This is a genomic window from Pseudomonadota bacterium (assembly GCA_038533575.1).
Taxonomy (GTDB): domain Bacteria; phylum Pseudomonadota; class Alphaproteobacteria; order Rhodobacterales; family Rhodobacteraceae; genus Shimia_B.
In genome coordinates this window covers 1,669,204-1,685,785 of record JBCAYL010000001.1, presented here as the reverse complement: position 1 = coordinate 1,685,785, position 16,582 = coordinate 1,669,204, and the positions used below count along the sequence as shown (strand labels likewise).

The following is a 16,582-nucleotide window of genomic DNA, read 5'->3' as shown; positions in this document are numbered from 1 at the left end:
CAATTGCCCGCGCTCCTGCCGCGCGGTCAAGGCAAATGCGGCACAGAAGTGTTGCATTGTCGCGCCCGCGCGGCGCAGCATGAGCAGGTCCAACTTCAAGGAGAACACCCCCATGCGTCTGCTCACAACCGCCTCAGCCCTCGCCCTCATGGGCTCCGTGGCGAGCGCCGATTACACGCTGCACATCATTCATATCAACGACCTGCACAGCCGCATCCAGCCGATCAACCGCTTCGATTCGACCTGCAACGCGGAAGATGACGCGGCGGGCGAGTGCTTCGGTGGGGTGGCGCGGGTCAAGACCGCCATCGACGCGCTGCGGGCCGATCTGGCGGGCGAGAACGTCATCGTCGTCGATGCGGGCGACCAGTTCCAGGGCTCGCCCTTCTTCACGACCTATGGCGGCGCGGCGGCAGCCGAGTTCATGAACGCCATCGGTTTTGACGTGATGGCCTCGGGCAACCACGAATTCAACAACGGTCCAGAGGGGCTCGCCTCCTTCATCGGGATGGTGGATTTCCCGGTCATCTCGGGGAACCTCGACGTCTCCGCTTCGCCGGAGCTGAACGGGGTCCTCGAGGATAGCGTGATGCTCGAGGTGGGCGGCGAGACCATCGGGATCGTCTCCGCGCTCACGGGCGACACCGCCGAGATCTCCTCGCCGGGGCCGAACGTTGTCTTCATGGACGAGATCGAGGCGCTCCGCGAGGATGTGGCGGCCATGGAAGCCGCGGGCGTCGACAAGATTATCGCGCTCACCCATGTGGGCCTCGTGAAAGACCTCGAGATCGCGCAGGAGGTGGCGGGGCTCGACGCGGTCGTGGGCGGGCATTCGCATACGCTGCTTTCCAACACCGAGGAGGGCGCGGAAGCCTATCCGCTCCTGAACGCGTCGGGCGTGCCGGTGGTGCAGGCCTATGCCTATTCGAAATATGTCGGTCACCTGATCCTGAATTTTGACGATGACGGCAATGTCACCGCCTCGAACGGCGCCACGAAAGTGCTCGATGCCTCCGTTGAGCCCGACACGGCCATCGCAGCCCGCGTGGCCGAGCTCGGCGCGCCCATCGAAGCCATGCAGCAGGAGGTCATCGGTTTCTCCGAGACGGCCGTGGAGGGCGACCGCTCCTTCTGCCGGGCCGAGGAATGCGAGATGGGCAATCTCGTCTCTACCGCGATCCTCGAGCGGGTGAAGGACCAGGGCATCCAGATCGTCTTCCAGAACGGGGGAGGTTTGCGCGCTTCGCTCGATGCGGGTGACGTGACCATGGGCGAGGTGCTCACCGTGCTGCCCTTCCAGAACACGCTGGCGACCTTCCAGCTCTCGGGCGCGGGCGTGCTCGCGGCGCTGGAGAACGGCGTGTCGCGGCTCGAGGACGGCGGCGGCCGCTTCCCGCAGGTGGCGGGGATGAAGTACACCTTCGATCCCGCGGCCGAGGTGGGCGCGCGCATCTCCGACGTGATGGTGGAAGTGGACGGCGCGTTAGTGCCGCTCGATCCGGCGGCGACCTACGGAGTGGCCTCGAACAACTTCATGCGCGGCGGTGGCGACGGCTATTCCGTCTTCGCGGAAGAGGGCATGAACGCCTACGATTTCGGGCCTGATCTGGCGGACGTGGTGGCCGAATACATCGCCGAGAACGGCACGGGCGCGGCCATGCTCGATGGCCGCATCACCAAGGTCGAGTAACCGAACGACCCTTTCGACCAAGGCCGGGGCGCTTGCGTGCCCCGGCCTGCCTATCTAGCCTCCGGCCATGTGCGGACGGTTTGTCATCACCCTTCCCGACGACGAGATGGCGCGCCTCTTCGAGGCCACGCTGTCCAATGATCTGCCCGAGACACCCCGCTACAATGTCTGCCCGACGACGCAGGTCGCCACCGTGACCTCGGAGGACGGTGCGCGGCGGCTGCGGCCCATGCGCTGGGGCTTCCTGCCGCACTGGTACAAGACGACGAATGGCGGGCCGCTCCTGATCAATGCGCGGGCGGAGACGATCGTCGAGAAGCCTGCCTTCAAGCAGGCGGCGCGTGAGCGGCGATGCCTGATCCCGGCGACCGGCTTCTACGAATGGACGAAGACGCCCGAGGGCGCGCGCCTGCCATGGTACATCTTTCGCCGCGATGGCGCGCCGCTCGTCTTCGCGGGCGTCTGGCAGGACTGGGAGCGCGACGGGGAGCGACACAGCACCTGCGCCATCGTCACCTGCGCAGCCAACGCGCCCATGGCGCGCATCCACAAGCGGATGCCCGTGATCCTCGAGCCGGCGCGCTGGGGTCTCTGGCTCGGCGAGGAGGGCAAGGGGGCGGCGGCGCTGATGGTGCCGGCCGCCGAGGATGTGCTCGACACCTACCGCGTGGACCCCGCGGTGAATTCCAATCGCGCCACGGGTCCCGCTCTGACCCAACCGCTCAAAGGGGCGACCTGAACGCGGGAAGGCTTTTGCGAAAAGCCTTGGCAAATTCCTTGCGAAGGAATTTCTGGCGCGGGTCTTCCGTTCGCGCTTTGCCGCATCGCAGGACGACTGGTGCGTCCAGCGCCCAAGGCTTTTCGGAAAAGCCTTTGCAATTTTCTTCGAAGAAATTTGTGTCGCGTCAGTCCGTCTTGGTCTCCACGGGGCCGCCAGCCGCCACCCAGCCCTTGAAGCCCTCGCGCAGATGCGCCGCCTCGAAGCCCATCTCCTGCAACGTCAGCGTGCTCAGCGCCGAACGCCACCCGGAGGCGCAGTGAAAGACGAAGCTCTTGTCCGCCGCGCTGAAGATCGGCTTGTGGTAGGGGCTGTCGGGATCCACCCAGAATTCAAGCATGCCGCGAGGCGCGTGGACGCTGCCCGGGATCCAGCCGTCGCGCTCGCGCTCGCGTGGGTCCCTGATATCCACGATGACGAGGCCCTCTTCGCCCAGCCGCGCCAGGAGGTCGGCGGTCTCGATCTCCACGATCTGGCTCCGCGCATCGGCCACCATCTCGGCGGCGGTCATTTTCAGCTGTGCCATGGCGGGCCTCTCTGGTGTTCGCCTCTCCCCCCTGCTTAGGTGCCCGAGGAGCGAAGGGAGGACAAGCATGGCTCAGACATTTGCACTCGTCACCGGGGGCGCGCAGGGGATCGGGCTTGCCTGCGCCGAGGCCCTCGCCGAGGACGGGCACACCGTTATCGTGGCTGATCTCAACGCAGAGGGTGCCGCTGCCGCGGGCAAGGCACTCGGCGGCGCGGGCTATGGCGTGGACATGGGCCAGCCCGATCAGATCGCGGCGCTCTTCGACCGCATCGAGGCGGAGCACGGCGCGGTTTCGGTGCTCGTCAACAATGCCGGGCTCGCGCTCCCGCAGGACTTTCTCGAAACCACGCTCGAAGGCTGGCAGCGCGTGATCGACGTCAATCTGAGCGGTGTGTTTCTGGCCACGCAGCGCGCGGCACGTGGCATGGTGGCAGCGGGGCTCGAGGGCGCGATCGTCAACATGAGCTCGATCAACGCCCAGGTCGCCATCCCCTCCATCGCGGCTTATTGCGCCTCGAAGGGCGGGGTGATGCAGCTCACGAAATCAGCGGCGCTCGCGCTCGCGCCCCATGGCATCCGGGTCAACGCCGTGGGCCCCGGCTCCATCGACACCGCCATGCTCGGCACCGTCAACGAGGATCCCGCCGCCAAGGCGCGCATCCTGTCCCGCACGCCCTTGGGCCGCATCGGAACCGCGCGCGAAATCGGCGATATCGTCGCCTTCCTTGCCTCGCCCAAAGCGAGCTATATCACCGGTGAGACGATCTACGCCGATGGCGGGCGGCTCGGGCTGAACTACACGGTTTGAGCGTAACGCGGGCGTGAAGGGTGTTGACCGGGAAAGGCGGCTCAAGTAGCGCAATAGCCCTGGGCGGGCATGGTGAAATGGTATCACACGAGCCTTCCAAGCTCTTGGTGCGGGTTCGATTCCCGCTGCCCGCTCCATCCCAGACCATGATCGTCAGTTGAAAGAAGCTGCCCGCGCGACGGTCCTGCCGCGCGGAGCCGAGCACGAGGGGTATGGCATGGCCGAGACGGGACAGGCGGCGGCACCCGGCGCCGCGGGCGCAGGCAGTGACGAACGCGCGCTGTCAAAGCGCGTGGGCGTGCTGCGCGCGATCCTGCCCTTTCTCGCCCCCTATGCCGGCTGGGTGGCGCTGGCTGTCGCGGCGCTTCTCCTGACGGCCTCGGTCTCGCTCCTCTTGCCCATGGCCGCGCGGCGCGTTGTGGACGGCTTCGCCTCCTCGAATTTCGAGATCCTCGACCTCTATTTCGCGGCCGCCCTCGGGCTCGCGGCCGTCTTCGCGCTGGGCTCGGCCTTTCGCTATTGGATGGTGACGCGGCTCGGCGAGCGGGTCGTGGCCGACATGCGCAAGCGGGTCTTCGACCGCATGATCTCCATGTCGCCGCGCTATTTCGAGACGCTGATGACCGGCGAGGTGCTGAGCCGGATCACCACCGACACCACGCTTCTTCTGAGCGTTATCGGCTCCTCCGTCTCGTGGTTCCTCCGGAATATCCTGCTCTTCGCGGGCGGGCTCGTGATGATGATCGTGACCTCGGTGAAGCTCACGGGGCTCGTGCTGCTCCTCGTGCCGCTAGTGCTCCTGCCGATCCTCGCGCTGGGCCAGCGGCTCCGGCGGCTGAGCCGTGAAAACCAGGATTGGATCGCGGTCTCCTCCGGCAACGCCTCCGAGGCGCTGGGCGCGGTGCAGACGGTGCAGGCCTTCACCGGCGAGGCCCGCGCCTCGCGCGCCTTCTCTGACGTGACCGAGACGTCCTATCGCTCGGCCAAGCAGCGCATCAACGTGCGCGCGCTCATCACGGCGATCATCATCTTCGTCGTCTTCTCCGGCATCCTGGGCGTGCTCTGGATCGGGGCCACGGACGTGCAAGCTGGAGCGATGAGCCCGGGCGAACTGGTGCAGTTCCTCATCTATGCGGGCATCGTGGCCTCCTCCGTGGCCGCGCTCACCGAGCTCTGGACGGAGCTTCAGCGCGCAGCGGGAGCCACAGAGCGGCTGATCGAGCTCATGGAGGCGGTGGATCTCCTCGAGGATCCGGCGGCGCCCGTGGCGGCCGCGCCCGGCATTCTCGCCTTCGAAGACGTGAGCTTTTCCTTCCCCTCGCGGCCCGGAGAACGGGCGCTCAACGGCGTGAGTTTCGAGGTCCGACCCGGCGAGACGGTGGCCATCGTGGGGCCATCCGGCGCGGGCAAGTCCACGATCATCCAGCTTCTCCTGCGCTTCTTCGACCCCGCCGAGGGGCGGATCACGCTGGCGGGCACCCCGCTCACCGCCATGGCGCGCGAGGATCTCCGCGGCCTCATGGCGCTCGTGCCGCAGGACCCGGTCATCTTCGCGAGCTCCGCCCGCGAGAACATCCTCTTCGGGCGCCCGGAGGCCAGCGCGGACGAGGTCATCGCGGCGGCAAAGGCCGCGGCGGCCCATGATTTCATCGAGGCACTACCGCAGGGCTACGAGACCTATGTGGGCGAGCGCGGCGTCATGCTCTCGGGCGGTCAGAAGCAGCGCATCGCCATTGCCCGCGCGATCCTGCGCGACGCGCCGATCCTGCTCCTCGACGAGGCGACCTCGGCGCTCGACGCCGAGAGCGAGGCCGCGGTGCAGGCGGCATTCGACGCGCTGGCCGAGGCGCGGACCACGATCGTGGTGGCGCACCGGCTCGCCACCGTGAAGAAGGCCGACCGGATCATCGTGCTGGAGAGGGGCGAGATCCAAGCCATAGGCACCCATGAGGAGCTTGTGGCCCAGGGCGGGCTCTACGCCCGCCTCGCGCGGCTCCAGTTCACTGCCGACCTCGCCGCCGAGTAACCTTCCGACGGGCGCGGGCGGTCCGACCAGCGCGGTCGGCTGCCCCTTCTGGCCCCGCTTGCCGCGCGGCACGCACCTCAACGCGGGGTAAACCTTGCGCCGCGCCTGCTTTCTTCCCATCGTTGCATGCAAAGCCAAGACGAGAGGCCGGAACGGCCCGACGGGGAGACCACAGCCATGAAGTTTTCGTCCAAAGACGACGCGCGCCGCATCGAAGCCGAGATGCCCTGGGCCGACCGCGACCGGCCCGTCACGATGCTCGATTTCGTCGAGAGCGTGGCCGCCGGGCACGGCAGCCGCCCTGGCATCTCCTTCCAGATCACCTCGGGCCCAAAGGACAAGGCGGTGACGCTGAGCTGGCGCGAGGTGCGCGACGAGGTGGTGCGCGCCGCCAACCTCTTCCGCGGGCTCGGCGTGGGCCCGAATGATGCCGTGGCCTACATGCTGCCCATCTGCCCCGAGGCCGCCGTCACGCTTCTGGGCGGGGCCATTGCGGGGATCGCCAACCCGGTGAACCCGCTCCTCGAGGCCGAGCAGATCGCCGCGATCCTGCGCGAGACCAATGCCAAGGTCCTGGTGACGCTGAAAGCGTTCCCGAAGACGGACGTGCCGCAGAAGGCCGCCGAGGCCGCGCGGCTCGCGCCCAACGTCGAGCACGTGATCGAGGTCGATCTCCTGCCCTACCTCTCGCCGCCCAAGAGCTGGATCGCGGGCCTTATCCGCCCGAAGAACCCGGCCGCGCACAAGGCCAAGATCCACGACTGGAAGAAGGCGCTCGGCGCGCAATCCACCGCGCTCGCCTTTGTCGATCCCAAGGAAAGCCGCGTGGGTGCGTATTTCCACACCGGCGGCACCACGGGCATGCCCAAGGTCGCGCAGCACACCTATGAGGGCATGATCTACAATGGCTGGCTGGGGGCGAACCTGCTCTTTGACGCGGACGACACGATCCTGTGCCCGCTGCCTCTCTTTCACGTCTTCGCCTGCCACCCGATCCTGATGTCGATGCTGGCCTCGGGCGCCCATGTCGTCTTTCCCACGCCGCAGGGGTACCGGGGCGAGGGTGTCTTCGACAATTTCTGGAAGCTCATCGAGCGCTGGAACGCGACCTTCATGATCACCGTGCCCACGGCGATCTCGGCGCTCATGCAGCGCCCGGTGGATGCCGATGTCTCCTCGCTGCGCACGGCCTTCTCCGGCTCCGCGCCCCTGCCGGTGGAGCTTTTCAAGCGCTTCGAGAAGGCCTCCGGCGTGGAGATCATCGAGGGCTACGGCCTCACGGAAGCCACCTGCCTCGTCTCCTGCAACCCGATCGGCGGGGACAAGAAGATCGGCTCCATCGGGATCACCTTCCCTTATACCGACGTCAAGATCGTCCATGACACGCCCGAGGGGCCGAAGGAGGCCGCCGTGGACGAGGTGGGCGAGATTTGCATCTCGAACCCGGGCGTCTATGCCGGCAAGACCTACACCGAAGAGGCCAAGAACAAGGACCTCTTCCACTGGGGCACGCATCTCAGGACGGGCGATCTCGGCCGCGTGGACGCCGATGGCTATGTCTGGATCACGGGGCGCGCGAAGGATCTCATCATCCGGGGCGGCCACAATATTGACCCCGCCGAGATCGAGGAGGCGCTCTCGGGCCACGAGCAGGTGGCCTTTGCCGGCGCCATCGGGCAGCCCGACGCCCATGCGGGCGAGCTGCCCTGCGCCTATGTGGAGCTCGTGGCGGGGGCCACGGTGACGGCCGAGGAGCTCAAGCGCTATTGCGAGAGCCACATCCACGAACGCGCGGCGCATCCAAAGCACCTCGAGATCCTGGGCGAGCTGCCGAAGACGGCCGTGGGCAAGGTCTTCAAGCCCGATCTGAGGCGGATGGCGATCACGCGCATCTACGATGCGGCGCTCGCGGAGGCAGGCGTGCCCGCGAAGGTGAGCGCGGTCATCGAGGACAAGAAACGCGGGCTCGTGGCGCAGCTCGAGAAGACCGGTGCGGCCGATGACGGGACCGTCACGGGGGTGCTCGGGATCTATACGCGGCCTTGGGAATGGGCGGCCTAACCTGCGCCTGGGATGGACGGGGGTGACGCTGTTTGCCTGACGGCAAAGGCGCCCCACCCACCGTCCCTTGGGCCCCGCACGCCACGGGTGGCCCCGCGCCGGGCCTCTCCCCGCGCTTTGCGGCCCCATCAGCGCCGAGGTCTCGCGTCCCGCGCCCCGCCGCGCAGCGGCGCCACCGAAGGCCGAAGCCTTCCAGGCTGAGGGGGAGGCGGGCGGGACCGTCCTCGAAACGCGCGCGTTGCCTGAGGGATGCGGGGCGTTGAAAGCCGCGGGGATGCCCTAGCTCAGGGCCTATGGCAGAGCTCAGACCTATCCCGCGCGTGCTCACCTCCCTGGGCTACGGCGCGCTCACCCACGTGGCCTTCGGCCTCGGCGTGGGCTCCATGGTGCTCTGCATGGGCTTTGGCATGCAGCTCGGACAGGGTCCCTTCGCGGGCTGGCTCGCCTGGGCCGTCAACGCGCTCCTCCTCCTGCAATTCCCGCTCGGCCATTCCTTCTTTCTCACCGGCCCTGGCCGAGCCTGGCTGGCGCGGCTCTCGCCCGCTCCGGGCGACGATGCCAAGACGCTCGCCATCACCACCTACGCGCTCATCGCCTCGATCCAGCTCTTCGTCCTCTTCTGGGGCTGGTCGCCCACCGGCACGGTCTGGTGGCAGGCCTCGGGCGGCGCGCTCTACGCCATGCTCGCGCTTTACGCAGCGGCCTGGGGCTTTCTTGGCCTCGCGATCCTCAACGGCGGCATCGGCCTGCAATCGGGCTTCATCGGCTGGTGGGCGCTCCTGCGGGACCGCGCGCCCAACTTCCCGGACATGCCCACGCGCTATCTCTACGCGGTCACGCGCAATCCGATCTACCTCGCCTTCACCTGCACGCTCTGGACGGTGCCCACCTGGTCGCCCGACCAGCTTTTCGTGGCGCTCGCCTGGACGCTCTATTGCGTGCTGGCCCCGCGCCTGAAGGAGAAGCGGTTCCTCAAGATGCACGGCGATCGCTTCGCCCGCTACCAGGGGCGCGTGCCCTATTTCCTGCCCTTTCCGAAAGCGTGCAAAGATGGCCAAAGACACCCTGCGGAATGATCTCGAGCTCTATGACCGCGTCGCCGATCAATGGTGGTCCGACGAGGTGCGCTGGATCCGGACGCTCAAGAACATGGTGCCCGGTCGGCTGAGCTATTTCGACATGCTCGTGGACTGGCAGGGGCGCGATGTGCTCGATCTGGGCTGCGCGGGCGGTTTCATGGCCGAGGCGCTCGCCGCGCGCGGGGCGCGGGTGACGGGGATCGACCCCGCCGCTGATGCCATCGCCGCCGCGGAGGCGCATGGGCTGGGCAAGGGAATCCGCTACGACGTGGGCGTGGGTGAGGCCTTGCCTTACGACGATGCGAGCTTCGATCACGTGGTCTGCGTGGATGTCCTCGAGCACGTGCAGGATCTTGGGCAGGTCTGCCGCGAAGTGGCGCGGGTGCTGCGGCCCGGGGGCACGTTTCTCTTCGACACGATCAACCGCAACATCGTGGCGCGGCTCGCGGTCATCACCGCCGCCGAGGATATCCTGCGCCTCCTGCCCAAGGGCACCCACGACCCGGCCATGTTCATCAAGCCGGGCGAGCTCAAGGACGCGCTCTCGGCAGCGGGGCTCGAGATGCAGAAGATCACGGGGCTCGGCCCCAGGGGCCTCACGCGGCGCGGCGATCCGCGCTTCGGGCGGCTGCCCTTCACCTTCATCCTCTACATGGGCCATGCCACGAAGGCAGCCTGAGCCAGACTGATCCCGCGAGGCGCGTTCAGCGCGGCGCCATGCGGATCGCGCCGTCGAGGCGGATGACCTCGCCGTTGAGCATCGGGTTCTGCGTGATGTGGCTCACGAGCGCTGCGAATTCATCGGGCGCGCCCAGCCGGGAGGGGTAGGGGACCTGCGCGCCGAGCGAGGCCTGCACCTCCTCCGGCAGCCCCTCGAGAAGCGGTGTCAGGAAGAGGCCCGGCGCGATGGAGACCACGCGCACGCCCTTGTCGGCGAGGTCCCGCGCCATGGGGAGCGTCATGCCCACCACGCCGCCCTTTGAGGCGGCGTATGCCACTTGCCCAACTTGCCCGTCCGAGGCCGCCACGGAGGCGGTGTTGACGATGACCCCGCGCGCCCCGTCGGGGCCCATGGGCGCGGCGTCCACCATCTGCGCGGCGGCCTGGCTTGCGGCGTAGAAGCTCCCGAGGAGATTGACCTTGATCACCGTCTCGAAGAGCGCGGGATCGTGGGCCGCCCCGCGGGAGACGGTCCTGGCGGCCGGCGCGATGCCCGCGCAATTGACGAGGATGCGCGTGGGGCCGTGGGCGTCCGCCGCGGCGGCGAGGCCGCGGGCCACGGCGGCGGGATCTGAGATATCGACCTCCTCGAAGCGCCCGCCGATGCGCGCCGCGTGGGCCGCGCCCTTCGCGGCGTCGAGATCGAAGAGGCTCACGCGGAGCCCGTCCGCCGCGAGCCGCGCCGCCGCGGCCGCGCCGAGGCCCGACGCGCCGCCGGTGACCACCGCGGCCTGCCCCAACCAATCCATGCTCCCCATATCCGTGCCTCCCCGGTGTTCCAGCAGAGCCCGAGGAATGAAGCATTTTCCGGGCGCGTCAAGCGCGCGGCATGGTCTGGGATGGGGGCTGGTGCTGCTGGGGAGGATTGAACTCCCGACCTCACCCTTACCAAGGGTGCGCTCTACCACTGAGCTACAGCAGCGCCGTGGCGGGCGTGTAGACCAAAGATCGCAAGGCACGCAAGGGCAAATGGCGCGGCTGGACGGCGCGCCGGGGCTGCGGTAACTCCAAGAAATGGCAACGGGTGGCACAGGGCCGAAAGACGCTGGAAAAGGCGGCGCGGAAACGCGGGAAGACCGTCTTAAAAAGGCGCTGAAAGCCAATATGGCGCGTAGAAAATCGCAGGCACGGGCGCGCAGCGAGCGCGCTTCCACTGAGACTGGCGACGGGACGGGCGGCAGGCCCGCCGACGTGACAGCAAGCGACACGTCTGGCAGAGCCGCGAACGCCGCCGAACGAGAGGGCGAGTAGCATGGATTCCATCGTCGTGACCGGGGGCGGTGCGCTCCACGGCACCATTCCCATCGCGGGGGCGAAAAACGCCTGTCTCGCCTTGATGCCGGCCACGCTTCTGAGCGAGGAGCCAGTGACACTCACCAACGCGCCGCGCCTCAGCGACATCAAGACGATGACCCTCCTCCTCGAGAGCCTCGGCGCGGAGGTCTCGCCCATGGCCGACGGGCGCGTGCTTGCCATGTCGAGCCACGGCGCGATCAATCACGTGGCCGAGTACGACATCGTGCGGAAGATGCGTGCTTCGAACCTCGTGCTCGGTCCGCTTCTGGCGCGCGAGGGGCGCGCCGTGGTCTCGCTGCCGGGGGGCTGCGCCATCGGTGCGCGCCCCATGGACATCCACATTACTGGTCTCGAGGCGCTCGGCGCCGAGATCGAGCTGCGCGACGGCTACCTCCATGCCAAGGCCCCCGCGGGGGGGCTCCGGGGCGCGCGGCTGCGCTTTGCCATGCCCTCGGTCGGGGCCACTGAGAACGTTCTGATGGCCGCCACGCTCGCCAAGGGCACGACAGTCATCGAGAACGCCGCGCGCGAGCCCGAGATCGTGGACCTCGCAGATTGCCTGCGTGCCATGGGCGCGGCCATCGAGGGCGACGGGACGGATACGATCACCATCGAGGGCAAGGACCGCCTGGGCGGCGCGACACATGCCGTGGTGCCCGACCGCATCGAGCTCGGCACCTACATGCTCGCTCCCGCCATCGCGGGCGGCGAGGTGACGCTCGAGGGCGGGAAGCGCGCGCTCATCGGCGCCTTCGCGGACAAGCTCGAGGCCGCGGGGATCGGCATCGAGGAGAGCGCCGCTGGCCTCACCGTGCGCAGCAACGGTCGCGCGCGGGCCGTGGACGTCGTCACCGAGCCCTTCCCGGGCTTTCCCACCGATCTGCAGGCCCAGATGATGGCGCTCATGTGCACCGCAGAGGGCACGGCGCATCTCGAGGAGCGCATCTTCGAGAACCGCTTCATGCACGCGCCGGAACTGGGGCGCATGGGCGCGCGGATCGAGGTCCATGGCGGCACAGCGACGGTCACGGGCGTCGAGCGGCTCAAGGGCGCGCCCGTCATGGCGACGGACCTGCGCGCCTCTGTCTCGCTCATCCTCGCCGGGCTCGCGGCGGAGGGGGAGACGATCGTGAACCGCGTCTATCACCTCGACCGGGGCTATGAGCGCCTTGAAGACAAGCTCGGCGCCTGTGGTGTCACCATCGAACGGGTGCCCGGGATATGAGCGACGCAAGATTTGAAGACGGCGCCGAGAAGCCGCTGCGCCTCGTGGCCTTCGAAGCGCCCGATCTGGAGGTGATCTCCTCGCTCTGCCAGGACGCGGTCTTTCCGGCCACGGAGATGAGCTGGCGCCCGAAGGAGCGGCGCTTTGCCGTGCTGCTCAATCGCTTCCGTTGGGAGGACGAGGCCGGTGCCGTGCGGCGCGGTGCGGCCTATGAGCGGGTGCAATCGGTGCTCACGGTCGAAGGCGGGCTCAAGGTCCGGAGCCAGGGTGTGGACCGGCGCGACGCCGATCTCGTGCTTTCGCTTCTTTCGGTGAGCTTCACCGGCGAGGATGGCGGCACGGGCGCGGTGCACCTGACGCTGGCAGGCGACGGGCTCATCGAGGTGGAGGTCGACGCGCTCGAGGTCACGCTGCGCGACGTCACACGGCCCTATCTCGCGCCGTCGAAGGCCCAGCCGCGCCACCCGGACTAGCGCTGATGAGCTACGCCTGCCGGGTTCTTGAAGCTGCCGACGCAGCCGATTTCCGCGCCGTGCGCCTCGATGCTCTGGAGCGCTATCCCACGGCGTTTCTGACAACGGCGGAGGAGTTCCGCGTGCGGCCGCTCTCGGCCCACGAAGAGGCCCTCGCGCAAGGCAAAAGCTGGGGTGTCTTCGACGGCCCGGCGCTGGCCGGTATCGGGGCGCTTCTGCCGCTCCCCTATGCTGCCGCGGCGCACCGCGCGGAGATCGGCGCCTTTTACGTGTGTCTCGCGCATCAGGGCCGGGGCGCTGCCGATGCGCTCCTGCAGGCGATGGCCACTTCGGCGCGGGCGCGAGGTATCTGGCAGCTCGAACTCTTCGTCGCAGAGGACAATCCGCGGGCGCGCGCCTTTTACGCGCGGCACGGCTTTGCCGAGCTGGGCCGTTTGCCCAATGCGGCGCTCATCGCGGATGTTATGACCTCCGACATCTTCATGGTGGCCGATCTGCGTTGAGGCTGGCCAAGGCCCGCGCTAGAGGGACGCCATGGAATTCCTGAACACGAAGCAGTCCGATTTCGAGGCCCGGTTCCGGGCGCTTCTCTCCGCCAAGCGGGAAGACGCGCCGGACGTGGACGAGGCCGTGGCCGCGATCATCGCCGAGGTGCGCGCCAAGGGGGATGCGGCGCTCCGGGCCTACACGGCGAAATTCGACCGGATGGAGCTCGACGCGCTCGCCTTCACCCGCGAGGAGGTCGACGCCCATTGCGCCAAGGTGCCCGAGGCGGAGGCCGAGGCCTTGCGCCTCGCGGCGGAGCGCATCCGCGCCTACCATGCGCGGCAGCTGCCCGAGGATGCCCGCTGGACAGATGAGGCGGGGGCCGAGCTCGGCTGGCGCTGGACACCTGTCTCGGCGGCGGGGCTTTACGTGCCAGGCGGGCTCGCCTCCTATCCCTCCTCGGTGCTCATGAACGCCGTGCCCGCGAAGGTGGCGGGGGTGGAGCGGCTCGTCATCGTGACGCCCACGCCGGGCGGCATCGTCAATCCGCTCGTGCTCATGGCTGCAAGGATCGCGGGCGTGGACGAAATCTACCGCGTGGGCGGCGCGCAGGCCGTCGCGGCCCTGGCCTATGGCACAGAGACCATCGCGCCGGTGGACAAGATCACCGGGCCGGGCAACGCCTTCGTGGCGGCGGCCAAGCGGCGGGTGTTCGGGAAGGTCGGGATCGACATGATCGCCGGGCCCTCCGAGATCCTCGTGGTGGCCGATGCCGAGAACGATCCGGCGTGGATCGCCACAGATCTCCTCAGCCAGGCCGAGCATGACGAGAGCGCGCAATCGATCCTCATCACCACGGACGAGGCCTTCGGGCAGGCCGTGGCGGCGGAGGTGGAGCGGCAGCTTCAGACGCTCCAGCGCCGCGCCATCGCAGGGCCGAGCTGGCGCGATTACGGCGCCGTCATCACGGTGCGCGATCTAGACGAGGCGGTGGCCCTCACCGACCGCATCGCGCCCGAGCATCTCGAGCTCTGCACCGCGGAGGCCGAAGACCTAGCCGAGCGCATCACCCATGCGGGCGCGATCTTCATCGGCGCGTGGACGCCCGAGGCCATTGGCGACTACGTGGGCGGGCCCAACCACGTCTTGCCCACGGCGCGCTCTGCGCGCTTCTCCTCGGGCCTTTCGGTGCTCGATTTCATGAAGCGCACGACGCTGGCGCGGATGACGCCGGAGGCGCTCAAGGCCATCGGTCCTGCCGCCGAGACGCTGGCGCAGTCCGAGAGCCTCGAGGCGCACGGGCTGAGCGTGCGTGCGCGGCTCGACCGTCTCAACGAGTGACCGCAAGCTCGGGGTGGTGATACGCCTCGGGGTAGGGCAGCGGCATGAGCGGGCCGAGTGGCACGGTGCGGTTCCACGTCCGCCCGAAATAGCCCTGCCTGCAATGGAGGAGCGAGCCCGCCCCGGCCACGCCCGGCAGCGCGTAGACCCGGCAGAGCCACCGCCAGAGATGGGGATAGTCGAGGATGCGCGCGCCGTTCAGCTTCATGCGCACCATGTAGATGGGATCGTGCCGGTAGAGCGTCGGGAAAAGTCGGAGATCGGCCTCCGTGAAGGCCGCGCCCGCGAGAAACGGGCGCCCGTCCGAGAGCCGCGCCTCGAGGCGTGCGAGCATTTCGAAATAGGCGGTGAAGGCCGCGGCATAGACGGCCTGATCCGAGGAAAAGCCCGCCTTGTAGGCGCCATTGTTGATCGCGGTGTAGATATCGGCGTTGAGCGCGTCGATCTCGGGGCGCAGGGGCTCGGGGTAGAGATCCGCGCCGCTGCCGCCGAGGGCCGCGCGATGGGCCGAGAGCATGCGCAGGATCTCGGCGCTTTCATTGGATACGATGCGGCCTGCGCCCTTGTCGTAGAGGATAGGGAGGGAGCGCTCTTCTCCGTCCTCCCGCGCATAGATGTCCACGGCGAGCCGGAGGCCCGCGCCGGTGCCTGTCTCTGGCGTGCATTCGGGGAGCGTCTCTCCCGTGAGCGAGGCCACGCGCGCGGGCGCGAATTCCCAGAGGCCCTTTCCACCCGGGTCGTCCTCGCCGGTGCGGTTGGGGAAGGCCACGTCCATCGAGATGCTCTCGGTAAGTCCCAGCACCGCGCGCGCGAGCGTCACCCGGTGGCACCACGGGCAATTGAGCGCCACGAAGAGGTGATAGCGCCCGGGCTCTGCCGGAAAGTCAGCCTCGCCGATGGCATGGCGGAAGCCGCTGACGCCGCGCACGAACTCGCCACTCGCGCGGCGTTCGGCGGCGCGCTCCTGGCTCTCCTCGGTGGATTTGTCGGTCATGACCGTGATGGTAGCGCCGCGCGCCCGGGCAAGCCACGGCGGCCATGGGGGAGGGGCTGTGCGCGGGCGCAGCGCAGGGTGGTGCCCCCGCACGCCCCATGCTAGCCCGCCGGAATGACGCGCATCACCCATATCGAGCTCGACGATGCCGGGCTGCCAGCCCCCACGCCCGAGATCGAGCAGGAGCGGCGCGTGGCGATCTTCGATCTGATGGAAGACAATTCCTTCGCGCTGCCCGCCCGTGACGGTCGCGCGCCTGCGCCGGGGCCGTATCGCCTGAGGCTGTCGATCCGGGAGAAGCGGCTCGTCTTCGATGTGGCCACGGAAGACGGCGCGCCGGCGGCGCAGTTCCTCTTCTCGCTCGGGCCCTTCCGGCAGGTGGTGAAGGATTACTTCTCGATCTGCAAAAGCTACTTCGAGGCGGTCAAGACGCTCCCGCCCAGCCAGATCGAGACGATCGACATGGCCCGGCGCGGCATCCACAACGAGGGGGCCGAGGTCCTCAAGGAGCGTCTGGCGGGCAAGGCGGAGGTGGATCACGACACTGCGCGCCGCCTCTTCACGCTGATCTGCGTCTTGCATTTCGGGGGCTGAGGTGGCGGAGGCATTGCCGCAATCGGTGCTCTTCTGCTGCGATCACAACGCGGTCCGTTCGCCCATGGCCGAAGGCCTCATGAAGAAGTTCTACGGCACGGAGGCCTATGTCCAATCGGCGGGGGTCTTCAACGATCTGGAGATCGATGGCTTTTCCATCGCCGTCTGCCAGGAGCTGGGGGTGGAGCTCTCACGGCACCGCTCGCGCAGCTTCGACGAGATGGAGGAATGGGGCGACGATCTCAGCTCCTTCGACATCGTCATCGCGCTTTCGCCTGCGAGCCAGCGCCGGGCGCTGGAACTGACACGCTTCTACCATTTGACGGTCGAGTACTGGCCGATCCTCGATCCCACCGGGCTGGGCGAGGTGCGCGAGGCGAAGCTGGCGAGCTACCGGCAGGCGCGGGACCAGATCTCCGAGCGGCTCCTGGCGAAGTGGGGACCGCCCACGGAGAGCACGGGGTCTTGAGGCCGCGCGCCGG

General features: G+C 68.3%; 17 protein-coding genes and 2 tRNA genes. 15 read left to right on the top strand and 4 right to left on the bottom strand.

Going from position 1 to position 16,582, the window contains the following annotated elements; genetic code table 11:
- The first annotated feature begins 112 nt into the window (after window positions 1–112).
- Both AAFM92_08565 and AAFM92_08560 read left to right on the top strand, forming a co-directional pair.
- Window positions 113–1,690 (top strand): bifunctional metallophosphatase/5'-nucleotidase, encoded by a 1,578-nt coding sequence (locus AAFM92_08565; protein ID MEL7300418.1) that lies wholly within the window; start codon window positions 113–115, stop codon window positions 1,688–1,690.
- A 67-nt stretch (window positions 1,691–1,757) separates the two neighbouring features.
- On the top strand, window positions 1,758–2,429 hold the full coding sequence (locus AAFM92_08560) for an SOS response-associated peptidase (GenBank protein MEL7300417.1): 672 nt from the start codon (window positions 1,758–1,760) through the stop codon (window positions 2,427–2,429).
- A gap of 166 nt (window positions 2,430–2,595) precedes the next feature.
- Here AAFM92_08560 and AAFM92_08555 read toward each other — a convergent pair whose 3' ends face one another.
- A complete protein-coding gene (locus AAFM92_08555; protein MEL7300416.1) occupies window positions 2,596–2,994 on the bottom strand; it encodes a rhodanese-like domain-containing protein in 399 nt (132 codons plus the stop codon).
- 67 nt (window positions 2,995–3,061) lie between these two features.
- Here AAFM92_08555 and AAFM92_08550 point away from each other — a divergent pair, with 67 nt between their 5' ends.
- From AAFM92_08550 to ubiG, 6 genes are all read left to right on the top strand, one after another.
- The gene (locus tag AAFM92_08550; protein ID MEL7300415.1) at window positions 3,062–3,805 is read left to right on the top strand and encodes an SDR family oxidoreductase; all 744 of its coding nucleotides are present in this window, start codon (window positions 3,062–3,064) and stop codon (window positions 3,803–3,805) included.
- A gap of 63 nt (window positions 3,806–3,868) precedes the next feature.
- Window positions 3,869–3,942, top strand: a tRNA-Gly gene (locus AAFM92_08545).
- Between the two features lie 80 nt (window positions 3,943–4,022).
- Complete coding sequence (locus AAFM92_08540; protein MEL7300414.1) at window positions 4,023–5,831, top strand: ABC transporter transmembrane domain-containing protein; 1,809 nt, start codon at window positions 4,023–4,025, stop codon at window positions 5,829–5,831.
- A 177-nt stretch (window positions 5,832–6,008) separates the two neighbouring features.
- On the top strand, window positions 6,009–7,892 hold the full coding sequence (locus tag AAFM92_08535) for an acyl-CoA synthetase (protein MEL7300413.1): 1,884 nt from the start codon (window positions 6,009–6,011) through the stop codon (window positions 7,890–7,892).
- 293 nt (window positions 7,893–8,185) lie between these two features.
- The gene (locus AAFM92_08530) at window positions 8,186–8,968 is read left to right on the top strand and encodes an isoprenylcysteine carboxylmethyltransferase family protein (protein ID MEL7300412.1); all 783 of its coding nucleotides are present in this window, start codon (window positions 8,186–8,188) and stop codon (window positions 8,966–8,968) included.
- On the top strand, window positions 8,943–9,650 hold the full coding sequence (ubiG, locus tag AAFM92_08525) for a bifunctional 2-polyprenyl-6-hydroxyphenol methylase/3-demethylubiquinol 3-O-methyltransferase UbiG (protein MEL7300411.1): 708 nt from the start codon (window positions 8,943–8,945) through the stop codon (window positions 9,648–9,650). The genes AAFM92_08530 and ubiG overlap by 26 nt, the downstream gene beginning before the upstream one ends.
- A gap of 25 nt (window positions 9,651–9,675) precedes the next feature.
- Here ubiG and AAFM92_08520 read toward each other — a convergent pair whose 3' ends face one another.
- Both AAFM92_08520 and AAFM92_08515 read right to left on the bottom strand, forming a co-directional pair.
- Complete coding sequence (locus AAFM92_08520) at window positions 9,676–10,440, bottom strand: SDR family NAD(P)-dependent oxidoreductase (protein MEL7300410.1); 765 nt, start codon at window positions 10,438–10,440, stop codon at window positions 9,676–9,678.
- A 98-nt stretch (window positions 10,441–10,538) separates the two neighbouring features.
- Window positions 10,539–10,613: transfer RNA gene (locus tag AAFM92_08515), tRNA-Thr, on the bottom strand.
- Between the two features lie 92 nt (window positions 10,614–10,705).
- Between AAFM92_08515 and AAFM92_08510 the strand changes: the two genes are divergently transcribed.
- Genes AAFM92_08510 through hisD form a run of 5 tightly spaced genes read left to right on the top strand, consistent with a single transcriptional unit; the run spans window position 10,706 to window position 14,512 of the window.
- Complete coding sequence (locus AAFM92_08510) at window positions 10,706–10,942, top strand: hypothetical protein (protein MEL7300409.1); 237 nt, start codon at window positions 10,706–10,708, stop codon at window positions 10,940–10,942.
- Between the two features lies 1 nt (window position 10,943).
- Window positions 10,944–12,212 carry a UDP-N-acetylglucosamine 1-carboxyvinyltransferase gene (gene murA / locus AAFM92_08505; GenBank protein MEL7300408.1) on the top strand — a complete coding sequence of 423 codons (1,269 nt, stop codon included), beginning with the start codon at window positions 10,944–10,946 and terminating at the stop codon, window positions 12,210–12,212.
- A complete protein-coding gene (locus tag AAFM92_08500) occupies window positions 12,209–12,685 on the top strand; it encodes a DUF2948 family protein (GenBank protein MEL7300407.1) in 477 nt (158 codons plus the stop codon). Before murA ends, AAFM92_08500 begins: the two co-directional genes overlap by 4 nt.
- Window positions 12,686–12,690: 5 nt before the next feature.
- Window positions 12,691–13,188 (top strand): GNAT family N-acetyltransferase, encoded by a 498-nt coding sequence (locus AAFM92_08495; protein MEL7300406.1) that lies wholly within the window; start codon window positions 12,691–12,693, stop codon window positions 13,186–13,188.
- A gap of 31 nt (window positions 13,189–13,219) precedes the next feature.
- Window positions 13,220–14,512, top strand: coding sequence for a histidinol dehydrogenase (hisD, locus tag AAFM92_08490; protein MEL7300405.1), 1,293 nt, complete (start codon window positions 13,220–13,222; stop codon window positions 14,510–14,512).
- Here the strand turns inward: hisD and AAFM92_08485 are convergent.
- Complete coding sequence (locus AAFM92_08485; GenBank protein MEL7300404.1) at window positions 14,502–15,506, bottom strand: glutathione S-transferase C-terminal domain-containing protein; 1,005 nt, start codon at window positions 15,504–15,506, stop codon at window positions 14,502–14,504. The two genes, hisD and AAFM92_08485, sit on opposite strands and share 11 nt — an antisense overlap.
- Window positions 15,507–15,620: 114 nt before the next feature.
- Here AAFM92_08485 and AAFM92_08480 point away from each other — a divergent pair, with 114 nt between their 5' ends.
- Entirely contained in the window at window positions 15,621–16,100 is a 480-nt protein-coding gene (locus tag AAFM92_08480; GenBank protein MEL7300403.1) for a UPF0262 family protein, read from the top strand.
- Window position 16,101: 1 nt separating this feature from the next.
- The gene (locus AAFM92_08475; protein MEL7300402.1) at window positions 16,102–16,569 is read left to right on the top strand and encodes a low molecular weight phosphatase family protein; all 468 of its coding nucleotides are present in this window, start codon (window positions 16,102–16,104) and stop codon (window positions 16,567–16,569) included.
- The last annotated feature ends 13 nt before the right edge of the window (window positions 16,570–16,582 follow it).